Annotated in this window: 14 protein-coding genes and 1 pseudogene; 5 read left to right on the plus strand and 10 right to left on the minus strand. The window is 67.9% G+C overall.

All coding sequences use genetic code 11. The features are described from left to right. Positions 1–58: 58 nt before the first annotated feature. Both FDZ84_RS37645 and FDZ84_RS06255 read left to right on the plus strand, forming a co-directional pair. Positions 59–364, plus strand: a complete 306-nt coding sequence (locus FDZ84_RS37645) for a hypothetical protein (RefSeq protein WP_210435449.1) — start codon at positions 59–61, stop codon at positions 362–364. 19 nt (positions 365–383) lie between these two features. Then, positions 384–521 (plus strand): hypothetical protein, encoded by a 138-nt coding sequence (locus FDZ84_RS06255; protein WP_168585114.1) that lies wholly within the window; start codon positions 384–386, stop codon positions 519–521. Between the two features lie 108 nt (positions 522–629). Here FDZ84_RS06255 and nucS read toward each other — a convergent pair whose 3' ends face one another. From nucS to FDZ84_RS06270, 3 genes and pseudogenes are all read right to left on the minus strand, one after another. Then, entirely contained in the window at positions 630–1289 is a 660-nt protein-coding gene (gene nucS, locus FDZ84_RS06260) for an endonuclease NucS (RefSeq protein WP_168589847.1), read from the minus strand. Positions 1290–1396: 107 nt separating this feature from the next. Then, positions 1397–1525: pseudogene (locus FDZ84_RS06265) on the minus strand (endonuclease); the annotation flags it as partial. Between the two features lie 611 nt (positions 1526–2136). Beyond that, complete coding sequence (locus FDZ84_RS06270) at positions 2137–3768, minus strand: alpha-amylase family glycosyl hydrolase (protein ID WP_168585115.1); 1632 nt, start codon at positions 3766–3768, stop codon at positions 2137–2139. Between the two features lie 345 nt (positions 3769–4113). Here FDZ84_RS06270 and FDZ84_RS06275 point away from each other — a divergent pair, with 345 nt between their 5' ends. Both FDZ84_RS06275 and FDZ84_RS06280 read left to right on the plus strand, forming a co-directional pair. Beyond that, complete coding sequence (locus FDZ84_RS06275; RefSeq protein ID WP_168585116.1) at positions 4114–5472, plus strand: HNH endonuclease signature motif containing protein; 1359 nt, start codon at positions 4114–4116, stop codon at positions 5470–5472. 47 nt (positions 5473–5519) lie between these two features. Further along, complete coding sequence (locus tag FDZ84_RS06280) at positions 5520–6059, plus strand: NUDIX hydrolase (RefSeq protein ID WP_168585117.1); 540 nt, start codon at positions 5520–5522, stop codon at positions 6057–6059. Positions 6060–6083: 24 nt separating this feature from the next. Here FDZ84_RS06280 and ehuA read toward each other — a convergent pair whose 3' ends face one another. The 5 genes from ehuA to murA form a co-directional block, all read right to left on the minus strand. Further along, positions 6084–6848 (minus strand): ectoine/hydroxyectoine ABC transporter ATP-binding protein EhuA, encoded by a 765-nt coding sequence (ehuA, locus tag FDZ84_RS06285; protein WP_168589848.1) that lies wholly within the window; start codon positions 6846–6848, stop codon positions 6084–6086. Positions 6849–6861: 13 nt separating this feature from the next. After that, a complete protein-coding gene (ehuD, locus tag FDZ84_RS06290; protein ID WP_168585118.1) occupies positions 6862–7512 on the minus strand; it encodes an ectoine/hydroxyectoine ABC transporter permease subunit EhuD in 651 nt (216 codons plus the stop codon). Further along, entirely contained in the window at positions 7513–8226 is a 714-nt protein-coding gene (gene ehuC, locus FDZ84_RS06295) for an ectoine/hydroxyectoine ABC transporter permease subunit EhuC (protein ID WP_168585119.1), read from the minus strand. 20 nt (positions 8227–8246) lie between these two features. After that, positions 8247–9140, minus strand: coding sequence for an ectoine/hydroxyectoine ABC transporter substrate-binding protein EhuB (ehuB, locus tag FDZ84_RS06300; protein WP_168585120.1), 894 nt, complete (start codon positions 9138–9140; stop codon positions 8247–8249). Positions 9141–9237: 97 nt separating this feature from the next. Beyond that, positions 9238–10494, minus strand: coding sequence for a UDP-N-acetylglucosamine 1-carboxyvinyltransferase (gene murA / locus FDZ84_RS06305; RefSeq protein WP_168585121.1), 1257 nt, complete (start codon positions 10492–10494; stop codon positions 9238–9240). A 162-nt stretch (positions 10495–10656) separates the two neighbouring features. Here murA and FDZ84_RS06310 point away from each other — a divergent pair, with 162 nt between their 5' ends. Beyond that, positions 10657–11229 carry a cob(I)yrinic acid a,c-diamide adenosyltransferase gene (locus tag FDZ84_RS06310; protein ID WP_168585122.1) on the plus strand — a complete coding sequence of 191 codons (573 nt, stop codon included), beginning with the start codon at positions 10657–10659 and terminating at the stop codon, positions 11227–11229. Between the two features lie 457 nt (positions 11230–11686). Here the strand turns inward: FDZ84_RS06310 and FDZ84_RS06315 are convergent, their stop codons facing one another. Then, positions 11687–12124: a DUF2550 domain-containing protein gene (locus FDZ84_RS06315; protein WP_168585123.1), complete on the minus strand. Its 438-nt coding sequence runs from the start codon at positions 12122–12124 to the stop codon at positions 11687–11689. A gap of 12 nt (positions 12125–12136) precedes the next feature. Beyond that, positions 12137–12502: a F0F1 ATP synthase subunit epsilon gene (locus FDZ84_RS06320; protein WP_010305255.1), complete on the minus strand. Its 366-nt coding sequence runs from the start codon at positions 12500–12502 to the stop codon at positions 12137–12139. Positions 12503–12668 lie beyond the last annotated feature (166 nt).

Consider the following 12668-nt stretch of genomic DNA (forward strand, 5'->3'; position numbering starts at 1 on the left):
ACAGCTACGCCATCGCGGTCGGCACGACCGCGGTGAAGATCGGCGAGCCCGGCCGTTGGTGACGGTGGCCGACGACGAGGTCGGCGAGGCCCTGGAGTCGTTGTGGGGCCGGTCGGCGGTGGGGACCTGGAATCCCGCAGGGGCCGCGGTGGGGTCGTGGCTGTCCGCAGGCCGCGCCGCCGTGTTGCTCTTCGCCGGAGACCTCGATCCCTCTGGCGTCGACCTCGAACGAGACTTCCTCGCCCGCACCGCGTGCTGGGACCACGCCGAACGAGTCAGCCTCACCGCCGAGCATGTTCGCGAATACGATCTGCCGCCCCAGCCAGGGAAGGGCACCGACCCGCGCGCCACGGTTCGTCGCTGAACACGGCCAGCTCGTCTAGGTGGAGGTCGACGCCCTCGAACCCGACGACCTCCATCGGCTCTTCGACACAGCCCTCGCCCGCTGGTGGAACCCCGCCGCCAACGAAGCAATCCTTGAGGCCGAAGACCACGACCGAGATCAGCTCAACGCGCAGTGACCAGCCCTCCAGCCCTTACCGGAGAAGCCTGTTCGGCTCACGCACACTCCTGCCACGCCTCTGTGACTCCTCGCCCGCCGCTGGCGACGGACGAGGAGCGGAGCCGTGTCAGAACAGACGGAACTCGTCGGGGTCGGTGCCGCGCAAGGCGTCATAGTCCAGCACGACGCACTGGATGCCCCGGTCCTCGGCGAGGGTGCGGGCTTGAGGCTTGATCTGCTGGGCGGCGAACACGCCCTTCACCGGGGCCAGCAACGGGTCGCGATTGAGCAGTTCCAGGTACCTGGTCAGTTGCTCGACGCCGTCGATCTCACCACGTCGCTTGATCTCCACCGCGACGCTGACCCCGGCCGCATCTCGACACATCAGATCCACCGGGCCGATCGCGGTCGGGTACTCCCGGCGCACCAACGACCACCCTTTGCCGAGAGTGGTGACGTGCTCGGCCAGCAACTCCTGCAGGTGTGCCTCCACTCCATCCTTCTGCAAACCGGGATCGACACCTAGCTCATGCTTCGAGTCATGCATGATCTCGTCGATCAGGATGACCAGCTTCTCCCCGGCCTTGTTCTGCACCGTCCAGACATCCGGATCCTCAATAAGCCAACAAGGAGGCGACATCCAATTGAGCGGCTTATAGGAGCCGCCATCCGAATGGACGAGAACAGAGCCGTCCGCTTTCACCATGAGCACCCGATTCGCCATCGGCAAATGCGCCGTAAGCCGACCGACATAGTCAACCTGGCAACGAGCGACGACCAACCTCACTGGGCACACCTCCGCAAGAGCGAGCATCCGGCGCATCCTCGGACAGCACCGCGAAGCCACCCCGCGAACAGAGACAGATGTCTCGACCACGGATAGCGGAATTTGCAGGCGCGGTCGTCGGAGTGCACCGACACGGAACCATCGGCCTTGACCAGCAGCAAGCGCTGCGCCATGGGCAGGTGCGCGGTGAGCCGACCGACGTAGTCCACCTGGCAACGGGCAATGACAAGTCGCACCCGGCACAGAGTACGGACGTCGATCGAGAAGTCGAGCACCCCCGGGGCCCGGACAGGTCGGACCTCGATCTTCCCGCTGGGCGGGATACGGCTACGCCCCGTGTCGTTCGCCCGAACCCTGCTGCGCGTCAAGCCCGCGAACAACTCGCCGAAGACGGCGCGCACACCCAACTGCGCCGGCTCCTCGGCCCGGTGCCGCTCATCGCGCTGTCGGCCGGCGCGACGCTCGGTACCAAGGCGCGCCGGAAGGTGAAAGGAAGGTTCCCTTGCTCCAACCCGCTGCCGCCGGAGGTGACAGGAAGGTTCCCATGCTCCAACCCGCTGCCGCCGGAGGTGACAGGAAGGTTCCCATGCTCCAACCCGCTGCCGCCGGAGGTGACAGGAAGGTTCCCTTGCTCCAACCCGCTGCCGCCGGAGGTGAAAGGAAGGTTCCCTTGCTCCAACCCGCTGCCGCCGGAGGTGACAGGAAGGTTCCCTTGCTCCAACCCGCTGCCGCCGGAGGTGACAGGAAGGTTCCCTTGCTCCAACCCGCTGCCGCCGGAGGTGACAGGAAGATTCCCATGCTCCAACCCGCTGCCGCCGGAGGTGACAGGAAGGTTCCCATGCTCTCGTCAGGGTTGGCGTAGCCAGGCCGTGGCGTCGCCGGGGAGGTAGCCCTCTTCCGGTGCTGCGCTGGACAGGAGGAGCTCTCCCGGCGGGAGCAGGATGGCGACCGGTCCGGTGTTGACCAGGACCAGGATGTTGCTCCCACGCCAGAAGGCCAGGACATCGCCGAAATTGTGCTGGTCGTCCCAGCCGAACCGTTCGTCGCTGCTGAACCCGCGGCGCACTCGCAGCGCAGCGCGGTAGAGCTCCAGCATCGAGCTCGGGTCGCCGCGCTGTGACTCGACCGAGTAGTCGCCCCAATCGGCGGGCTGCGGCAGCCAGGGCGGCGCGGCGCTGAAACCGAAGGACACCCCGTCCCGGGTCCACGGCAGCGGCACCCGGCAGCCGTCGCGGCCCTTCTCCTTGTGTCTGGAGTTCATCCACTTCGGGTCCCGCAGAACGTCCGCTGGCAGGTCCGCGACCTCCGGCAGCCCCAGCTCCTCGCCCTGGTACAGGTAGGCGGACCCGGGCAACGCCAGCGCGAAGAGGATCGCCGCCCGTGCCCGGCGGGTGCCCAACTCCAGGTCCGGCGGTGATTCGGTGCCGTCGGACGCCAGCCACACCCGCAGGTCGACGTCGGCTGGCAGGCCCAGCGCTGATGCCTGCCGCACCACGTCGTGGTTGGCCAGCACCCAGGTCGCCGTGGTCCCCACCGAGGACGCCCCGTCGATCGACTCCGACACGATCCGCCGGTACTCCGAAGCCTGCCAGCGCACCCGCAGGAACTCGAAGTTGAACGCCTGCTGCAGTTCTCCCGGCCGGATGTAGCGGACCCGCCGGTCGCCCCGCACCCACGCCTCGGCGACCCCGACCAGCGGCGGGTCGAACTCGTGGAACACCCGGTTCCAGTCGCGGTAGACATCGTGGACCTCCGGCCGGTCCAGGAACGGGTGGTCGGGGTTGGCGGCGAAATCGTCCAGCCCGGAGCTGCCCTCCCCGCCGACGACCTCGCGCAACGGCTCCCGCAGGTCCTTGACCAGCGCCGCGGCCACGTCCACCCGGAATCCGTCGACACCGCGTCGTCCCCAGAATCGCAGAACGTCCAGGAACTCGGCGCGAACCTCCTGATTCGCCCAGTCGAGGTCGGGCTGCTCCGGGGCGAACAGGTGCAGGTACCACTGGCCGTCCGGCACCCTGCTCCAGGCGCTGCCGCCGAAGCGGGACTCCCAGTTGCTCGGCGGGCACTCCCCTCTCGGGCCCTTGCCGTCGCGGAAGATGTAGCGGTCGCGCTCAGGGGAACCCGGGCCGGCTGCCAGGGCTTGCCGGAACCACTCGTGTCGGTCCGAGGTGTGGTTCGGGACGATGTCGATCAGGACTCGGATACCTCGCTCGTGCGCCGCCGACACCATCCGGTCGAAGTCCTGCAGGGTGCCCAGGGACGGGTCGATGCCGCGGTGGTCAGTTATGTCGTAGCCGCCGTCGACCCATGGGGATGGGTAGCAGGGCGTTAGCCAGATCGCGTCCACACCGAGCCAGTTGAGGTAGTCCAGCCTGGACGTCACGCCCTGAAGGTCGCCGACTCCATCGGCGTTCGCATCGGCGAAGCTGCGGAGGAAGATCTGGTACGTGACCGCGTTTCGCCACCAGGGGTGGGGCATTGGCGTCCTTCGGTGGTGCTCTTGGCCTGGGTTGGTTGTTGGCCTGGGTTGGTTGTTGGCCTGGGTTGGTTGTTGGCGTTGAGGTTCGCAGGGTTTTGGGTGTTGCGCTTTTTGGCTTGGTTTTTGGGGTCGGTCGGTTTGGTGGGGTTTGGCTCGGGGGTTGGGACCTTTAAGGGAACGAGTTCTCAAACCGCCTCTACAGCGCTTGAAGCCCTTGCGGTGTCGCACTTCCGGTGTTTTTGCTTCTGCTGCTTGGGTTTTCGTCCCCAAGATGGGTTCTTTCACCTGATCAAGCGACCATAAAAGACGTGCGAACTGGTGTGCTAATGCGGGAGAATACTTGGTATGACACCGCTGTTGAACACCCAGGATCCGGCCGTCGGCACCGCTGGTGCCCGGTCGGCGGTGTCGTGCACGGATGCCGAACTCGCCGCCCGTATCCGTGAACTGGAGGAGGGGATGCGGGTGTTGATGATGGAGCAGTTGCAGTGCATCGCCGAAGCCGACCACCGGGGTGTGTATGCCGAGTTGGGGTTCCGGTCGGCGCAGGTGTGGTTGCAGGGGCTGCTCAACATCGATGCGCGTGATGCGCAAACCCGCGTCAAGGTCGCCCGCAATGTTGAAGACCGGCAGAGCTTGTATGGCGAGGTCATGCCCGCCGACCTACCCGAGACCGCCGCGGCTTTGGCCGAGGGTGCGATCGGGTTGGAGCACGCGCGCGTGATCGTGGACGGGGTCCGTCGGCTGCCGGAGTATGCGCGCTGTCATCAGGTCGGTGAGGTCGAATCGACCCTCGTCGGGTATGCGCGGATGATGACGCCTCGTGAGCTGGAGAAACTCGCCGAGCGCATCCGCTACCTGCTGGACCAGGACGGCGCCTACGACGACGAGGAAGACCAGCACAAGTCACGGGAGCTGCACTACACGGTTGCCCGGGACGGGATGACGGTCATCAAAGCCCGCCTCGACCGCGAGGCCGGGGCGAAGTTCGCAGCGCTGATGCAGCCCCTGGCCGCTCCCCGTCCGGAGGTGGAGGGGGAGAAGGATCCGCGCACGGTGGGGCAGCGCAACGCCGACGGGTTCGCCGCGATCCTGGACCTGGCGCTGGATCATGACGGGGTTCCGCGCACGGGTGGGCAGCGCCCGCACCTGACGATCTCTATCGATTTCGAGGATTTGAAGAAGGGGCTCGGGTTCGTCGCCGCCGAGACCGGTATGCCCGGGACCCTCAACACCGAACGGGCCATCACCGCCGAGAACGCCCGACGGATCGCCTGCGATGCCGAGGTGTTGCCGATGGTCCTCGACGGGGACGGGCTCCCGCTGGACGTGGGCCGGGCGAAGCGGACCGCGCCCGCCCAGATCCGCGCGGCGTTGCTGCAGCGGGACGGGGTGTGCGCGTTCCCGGGGTGCGACCGGCCGCCGGGAACCCCGGAAGCACACCACCTCGCCCACTGGGCCGACGGTGGAACCACCGAGCTGAGCAACATGGTGATGCTCTGCGGTCACCACCACCGGACCCTGCACAACCAGCGATGGGAAATCACCATGCGCGGTGGGCGACCCGCGTTCATCCCACCACCCACAGTGGACCCCAAACGAACACCACGACCAGGCGGTAGAGCACTACCCACCCAACACCGCGCGATCATTGATTGGCACCTGCCGATGTCGGGCGGGTATGCGACCACGCCCGCATGTTGACCAGGTTGTGCCACCACAGCGTGGCCCGCGTCGGGCACCATGGCCGTATGCAGCAGACGAGCAGTCGCGAGGTGTACGCCAACCCGTGGATGACCGTCCGCGAGGACGGCGTTCGGCGCGCCGATGGTTCCGACGGGGTCTACGGCGTGGTCGACAAGCCCGACTACGCCTTGGTGATCCCGCTCGACGGCAATCGGCTTCACCTCGTGGAGCAGTTCCGGTACCCGTTGGGCCTGCGGCGGTGGGAGTTCCCGCAGGGCACCGCTCCGGACCGGCTCGAAGTCGAGCCGACCGAGCTCGCCGTGCGGGAGCTGCGCGAGGAAACCGGCCTGCGGGCAGCGAGCCTCGTCGAGATCGGCACCCTCGACGTGGCTCCCGGCATATCCAGCCAGCGCGGGCGGGTGTTCCTGGCCACCGGGCTGACGCCGGGCGAGCACGAACGCGAGTCGGAGGAGCAGGACATGCGGGCCGCCTGGTTCCCCCGGGCCGAATTCGAGAAGATGATCGCCGCAGCCGAGGTCACCGATGCGCAGTCGGTCGCCGCCTACACGCTGCTGCTCCTGCACGAACGCCGGAACCCCGCCTGAACGGCCGTCACCGGCGCCGACAGGTCAGGCTTCCGCCAGCACCGACCGCAGGAACGCCCGGGTGCGCTCCTGTTCCGGCCTCTCGAACAGATCGGCCGGCGGCTTGTCCTCGATGATCTTGCCTTTGTCGAACATCAGCACCCGGTGGGAGACGTCGCGGGCGAACTTCATCGCGTGCGTCACGCACAGCATCGTGATGTCGCTGGTGCGCGCCAGATCTCGCAACACGTCGAGCACCTCGGCCGCCAGTTCCGGGTCCAGCGCCGAGGTGATCTCGTCGAGCAGCAGCACGTCCGGGCTCATCGCCAGCGCTCGGGCGATCGCCACGCGCTGCTGCTGGCCACCGGAGAGCTGCGTCGGATAGGCGTCGACCTTGTCCGCCAGACCCACCATGTCCAGGAGTTCCCGCGCTCGCCGCTCGGCGTCCGCAGTGGACTTGCCGAGCACGTGGACCGGTGCCTCCGTGACGTTGCGCAGCACCCGCATGTTCGGGAACAGGTTGAACTGCTGGAACACCATGCCGATCCGCCGTCGCACCTTGCGCAGGTGCTTCTCGTCGGCGGGCACCAGCCTTTCGCCGCGGCGCACGTGGGTGAGGCATTCCTCGCCCACGTGGATCGTGCCGCCGTCCACCCGCTCCAGGGTCATCAGCAACCGCAGGATCGTCGTCTTGCCCGATCCGCTCGGCCCGATCAGGGTGACCCGCTCGCCTGGGCGGACCGCGAAGTCCAGTTCGTCCAGCACCACGTTGTCGCCGAACCGCTTGACCACGCGGTCGAACCGGATCATCTCGCCGCCCGCCTCAGACCCCAACACGCCGTTCCAACCTCCGCACCAGCAGCGACGACGGATAGCTGAGCAGCAGGAAGCAGATGCCCGCCAAGGTCAGCGGCTCCACGTACCGGTACGCGTCCGACCCGGCTTCCTGCGCCGCCCCCACCAGGTCGAGTACCCCGATCGCCAGCAGCAGCGGCGTTTCCTTGAACATCGAGATCGTGTAGTTGCCCAGCGCGGGCAGCACCCGCGGGATCGCCTGCGGCAGGATCACGCTCGTCCACACCCTGCGGATCGGCAGGCTCAGCGCCGTCGCCGCTTCCCACTGACCTCGCGGCACACCTTCGATGCCGGCCCGGTAGACCTCCGCCGTGTAGCAGGCGTAATGCACTCCGAGACCGATCACTCCGGTGGTCAGCGACGAGAACTTCAGGCCGATGCCCGGCAGCACGTTGAACAGGAAGTACAGCTGCACCAGCAGCGGCGTGCTGCGGACGAACTCGATGAACGCCCAGACCGCCGTGCTGACCAGCCGGACCCTGGATCGCCGCAGCAGGGCCAGCACAAGACCGAGCGCGAACGCCACGATCGAGCCCAGCACCGTGGCCTCGAACGTCAACACCAGGCCGCCGAGGATGTCCGGGATGATCCGGCCGGTGAACTCCCAGTCCCAGATCAACTAGATCGCCCCGCCTTCGACCCGGCCGAGCGCCTTCGACGGTTCGACCGGTTCGCGGCCGACGGCCGCGGCGGCCCGCCGCTCCAGCACCCGCATCACCATCGTGACCAGCACCGCCAGCACCAGGTACAGCGCGAGCATCAGCAGGTAGATCAGCGCGGTCTGGCCGGTGAAGTTCGGTTCGAGTACCTCCCGGCCCTGGTAGGTGATGTCGTGCACGAAGATCAGCGACAGCAGCGCGCTGCTTTTCAGCAGCTGGATGAACAGGTTGTTGAACGGCGGGATCATCTCCACCACCGCCTGCGGCAGGATCACCCGCCGCATCCGCTGCACCCGGCTGAAGCTCAGCGCGACCGCGCACTCGTACTGCTCCTTCGGCACCGCCTGCACCGCACCGCGCACGATCTCGCCGCCGTACGCGCCGTGGTTCAGGCCGAGCACGAGGACGCCCGCCCACAGCGGCAACAGCTCGAAACCGACCAGCAATGGCACCGCGAAGAAGATCCAGAACAGCTGGACCACTTCGGACGTGCCGCGCCAAACCTCGACGTAGCTGCGGGCGATGACGCGGACCCACCGCCAGGGCGCGAGCATGCCGAGTCCAGCCGTGAACGACAGCACGATGCACAGCGCTATGCCGCACAGGGTCGCGATCACCGTCGGCGGCACACCCTGCAGCAGGACCGAGAGGAAGTGCGAGAAGTTCTCGAACATGTCGGCTCCCGTCGCCGGGATCAGCTACCGGCGCACAGTGCCTCCGTGGTCACCCCGGCCGGTGGCAGGTTGTCCTGGGTGAAGCCGAACGGCTCGGCGATGCGGACCCACTCGCCGCTGTCGTGCAGCTTCTTCAGCTCGGTGTTGAACGCATCGCGCAGCGAGGTGTCCGGCGTGCGGAACACGAACGCGCCCGCCTGCACCTCGGGCCTGCCGTTGATCACCGGCGTGAAGCCCTTGGTCACCTCGACCTGCGCGCCCGGGCTCTTCCGCACCAGGTCGTTGAGCGAGATGTTGGTCAACGCTGCGCAGTAGACCCGTTTGTTGGTGACCGCCTGCAGGAGCGCGTTCTGCGTGTCGAAGACCTGCACCTGCGCGTCCGGCACGCCCAGCCGTTGCGCGTAGTCCTTCTCCACCGCCCCGCTGAGGACCGCGAGGTTGAGCTTCTTCTTCGCCACGTCCTCGAAGCTAGTGACGCCCTCGGGGTTTCCCGCGGGCACCAGGAACGCCGTCGGCGCGATGTAGTCCGGGATCGAAAACGCCGCGTTCTTGCAGCGCTCCGGGGTGATGAACATGCCCGCCGCGACCACGCTGAACTTGCCCGCGTTGAGGGCCGGGATCAGCTGGTTGAAGTCGACCTGCGAGGCCAGCACGGTGTTCACCCCGAGGTTCCGGAACACCGCCCGCGCCACCTCCGGGGCCTCGCCGGTGATCTTGCCGGATGCGTCGGTGAAGCCGTAGGGCGCCTCACCGGCTATGCCGACCTGGATGGTGCCGGAACTTCGGGCCGCCTGGAGCGGATCACCACCCGCACCACCCCCTCCGGTGCGGGTGCACCCGGCCAGCACCAGCGCGCCCACCGCCGCGCCGGAGCCCTTCAGGAAATCTCGCCGCGTCCAGCCTCTGCTCGCCATGACCATCGCCCCTTCGAAGCGGGAGCAGGGTTCTCGCCCATGGTCAGGCCCAAACGCGTGACTTGCATCACTTGAGGGCGTCGGGTTGGTGGACCGCTCAGTCGGTCACGCGTTCGATGTCGGCGCCGAGACCGCGCAGGTTCTCCACGAAGTTCGGGTAGCCGCGATCGATGTGGAACACGTCCCACACCTCGGTCGAGCCGTCCGCGCACAGCCCGGCCAGCACGAGGCCCACCCCGGCGCGGATGTCGGTCGCCCACACCGGGGCGCTGGAAAGCCGCTCCAGGCCGCGCACCACCGCGTGGTGCCCGTCGGTGCGGGCGTCGGCACCCATCCGGACCAGCTCCTCGATGAACCGGAACCTGGACTCGAACAGGTTCTCGGTGATCATCGACGTGCCGTCGGCGACCGCCGACAACGCCAACGCCATCGGCTGCAGGTCGGTCGGGAAACCCGGATACGGCAGCGTCACGAAGTCCACCGCGTGCGGGCGGCCGTGCATCGCCACCCGGAAGCTTTCCTCTGACGTGGTCACCTCGGCGCCCGCGCTGCGCAGCTTCTCCAGCACCAGGTTCACGTGCCGCGGATCGACCCCGCGCACCGTGATGTCGCCGCGCGTCGCAGCCGCCGCGAACGCCCAGGTCGCGCCGACGATCCGGTCCCCGATCACGCGGTGCTCGACGGCCTTCAGCGAGGACACGCCGTGCACCGTCAACGTCGACGTACCAGAACCCTCGATCTTGGCGCCCATCTGCTGCAGCATCACGCAGAGATCGACGATCTCCGGCTCCCGCGCCGCGTTGTCGATCACCGTGGTGCCTTCCGCCAGCACCGCGGCCATCAGGATGTTCTCGGTCGCACCTACGCTGGGGAAGTCCAGCCAGATTTGGGCGCCGCGCAGGTTCTCCGCCTCCGCAACCACCGCGCCGTGCTCGATGTGGCTGGTCGCGCCGAGCTGCCGCAGGCCGTTCTGGTGCATGTCCAGCGGGCGGGAACCGATCGCGTCACCACCGGGCAGCGTCACCACCGCGCGGCGGCACCGGGCCACCAGCGGGCCCAGCACGCACACTGACGCACGCAGCTTGCCCATCGACGGCGAGATCGCCTCGTGGTTGATCGACGCCGGGGTCGTGATGTGCACCGTGCCGCCGTCGATCGACACCTCGCAGCCGAGGCTGCGCAGCACGTCGGCCATCAGCGGAACGTCGAGGATCTCCGGGCAGTTGACGATCGTCGTCGTGCCCTCCGCCAGCAGCGCCGCAGCCATCAGCTTCAGCACGCTGTTCTTCGCCCCGACCACGTCGACTTCGCCGACGAGGCGCGCCCCGCCGTGTACCCGGAAGTGCTCACTCACGAGCATCGAGGTTACGGCCCGACCCCCACCGCCATCGGATCGGGTTGCGATCGGGGCGAGCATGGGAACCTTCCTGTCACCCCCAGCGCGGTCGGACTGCAGCATGGGAACCTTCCTGTCACGCACGCCCGGGCACCGGCGGCATCCGCCTAGGCTGTCGGCATGGCAGTCCACCTGACGAAGATCTACACGCGGGCCGGCGATTCGGGCACGACTCGGTTGTCGGACAACTCCAAGGTGCACAAGACCGATCCGCGGCTGATCGCCTACGCCGATGTGGACGAGACGAATTCGGTGCTCGGCGTGGCGTTGGCAACCGCGCAGCTCGCCGGCGACGTCGTCGAGGTGCTGAGGGCGGTGCAGAATGACCTGTTCGACGTGGGAGCGGACCTGTCGACGCCGGTGGTCGAGAACCCGAAGTACCCGCCGCTGCGCGTCACCCAGGCCTACGTCGACCGCCTCGAGGGCTGGTGCGACGAGTTCAACGCGCGCCTGGGCAAGCTGGACTCGTTCATCCTCCCCGGCGGCACCCCCGGCGGCGCGCTGCTGCACCAGGCACGGTGCGTGGCCCGGCGCGCCGAGCGGTCGGCGTGGGCGCTGCAGGAAGCCGACGGCGAGCGCACTTCGCCGCTGCCCGCCAAGTACCTGAACCGGCTGTCGGACCTGCTGTTCATCCTCGCCCGGGTGGCGAACCCGGACGGCGACGTCCTCTGGAAGCCGGGCGGCAACGCCTAGACGAGTAAGTCCAAATTCCTGCGGGCATGAGGCGACGGCGTCCATGATCCGTTACCGATTGTCCCTGCGGTGCCTGGGTGCTCCAGAAAACCAGTCTCACCAGGGCAATCCGCGCTATCGAACAACGCCTGGCCGCGCCATGGCGGGAAGCAGCGGGGGCGTGTTCGCGGCTATGCGGTTCGCGACGAGCGTTTCGGTAAGCAGAGAACACCCGTGAGTGTTTTTGGGTGCTATGGCACCCAAAAACGCTCACGGGTGTTCTTCCGCCAGCTCACCCTAGGCTAGAGACGAATAAGTCCGAATACGATCAGTGATCGTAGGCGGTGAGTGAGCGGGTAACGGGCTGGCAGGTGCGGAACTAGACCTCCTTGGCGAAACACCTGATCAGCGGGTCGTCGCGGCACGTCCCGAACGTCGCGAAAAAGCGGGGCCCGGAAGCGGACCCCGCTGGAAGGTTTCAGGATGCCCAGGGCACCGATCGGCCCGGTGGGGCGGATTCGAGCCAGGACAGGAAGCCGGTCAGGGCGTCGTTGCTCATCGCCAGCTCCAGCTCCGGGCCGGTCAGGTCGAGGACCGTCGACCCGGTGGGCATCGCGTAGGCCTCCGCCATCGACGGCTCGCGGCGCCGCGCGATCTCCACGTCCTGGCGGTTGATCACCCAGTTCGGCCCCGATCGCAGGCTTAACGCCCGGTACCAGGCGAACTCCTCGCCCCGGTAGTGCGCGACACCCAGGTGCCAGCCGCGGCCACCGCCGTCCTTGCGGGCGCGCAACGCCACGTCGATGCCCCCGGCGCGCAGTTCCCGCAGCCGCCGCCACGCGAGCGCCGCGACGACCACGGCAGCGATCAGCAGCAGCCCGAAGGCCACCGCGAGCAACAGGACCGGGGAACCCATGCGCGGCCCGGTTCAGGCCGAGTGGCCGGCTGCTCGCAATCGGCTCAAGGCCCGTGCCCGGGCCTGTTCATCGGCGCTCTTGACGTCCTCGCGGGCCTGCGCCACGTCGATCTCGGAGGCGAGCTCCGCGGTCTCCGCCAACACGCTCACACCGTCCGCGGTGACGGAAAGGAAACCACCGTGCACCGCGGCGGTCACGGTCTCCTTGTCGGTGGTGGTGATACGCACCACGCCACCCTCGATCAGCTCGCCGAGCAGGGGCTCGTGCCCCGGCAGGATGCCGATCTCCCCTTCGGTGGTCTGCGCGACCACGGCGGTCGCCTCCCCGGACCACAGGCGGCGCTCGACGGCGACCAGTTGGACGGACATGTTGGCCACGCGCGTCTCCTTTGTCGGGTGTGTGCCCGCAGTCTATCCGGTGCCACCAGGGCGATCGTGACTGGCCGGGCTGGAATTGCCTTGTCGCGGTGCTTGGCAAGCGGGGTCGGGGTCCGCTCGGACCCCGACCCCGTTGCCGGTCTGCCGTCCCCGTCAGCGGGGTCCG

The organism is Saccharopolyspora sp. ASAGF58, from assembly GCF_012277335.1.
GTDB classification, from domain to species: Bacteria; Actinomycetota; Actinomycetes; order Mycobacteriales; family Pseudonocardiaceae; genus Saccharopolyspora; species Saccharopolyspora hattusasensis.

What these genes read in the sequence shown, in the direction of transcription:
- FDZ84_RS06270 (WP_168585115.1), bottom strand. Translation starts at nt 3,768, where the DNA reads ATGCCCCACCCCTGGTGGCGAAACGCGGTCACGTACCAGATCTTCCTC.
- FDZ84_RS06280 (WP_168585117.1), top strand. Translation starts at nt 5,520, where the DNA reads ATGCAGCAGACGAGCAGTCGCGAGGTGTACGCCAACCCGTGGATGACC.
- FDZ84_RS06275 (WP_168585116.1), top strand. Translation starts at nt 4,114, where the DNA reads ATGACACCGCTGTTGAACACCCAGGATCCGGCCGTCGGCACCGCTGGT.
- FDZ84_RS06310 (WP_168585122.1), top strand. Translation starts at nt 10,657, where the DNA reads ATGGCAGTCCACCTGACGAAGATCTACACGCGGGCCGGCGATTCGGGC.
- FDZ84_RS06315 (WP_168585123.1), bottom strand. Translation starts at nt 12,124, where the DNA reads ATGGGTTCCCCGGTCCTGTTGCTCGCGGTGGCCTTCGGGCTGCTGCTG.
- ehuB (WP_168585120.1), bottom strand. Translation starts at nt 9,140, where the DNA reads ATGGCGAGCAGAGGCTGGACGCGGCGAGATTTCCTGAAGGGCTCCGGC.
- ehuA (WP_168589848.1), bottom strand. Translation starts at nt 6,848, where the DNA reads ATGATCCGGTTCGACCGCGTGGTCAAGCGGTTCGGCGACAACGTGGTG.
- ehuC (WP_168585119.1), bottom strand. Translation starts at nt 8,226, where the DNA reads ATGTTCGAGAACTTCTCGCACTTCCTCTCGGTCCTGCTGCAGGGTGTG.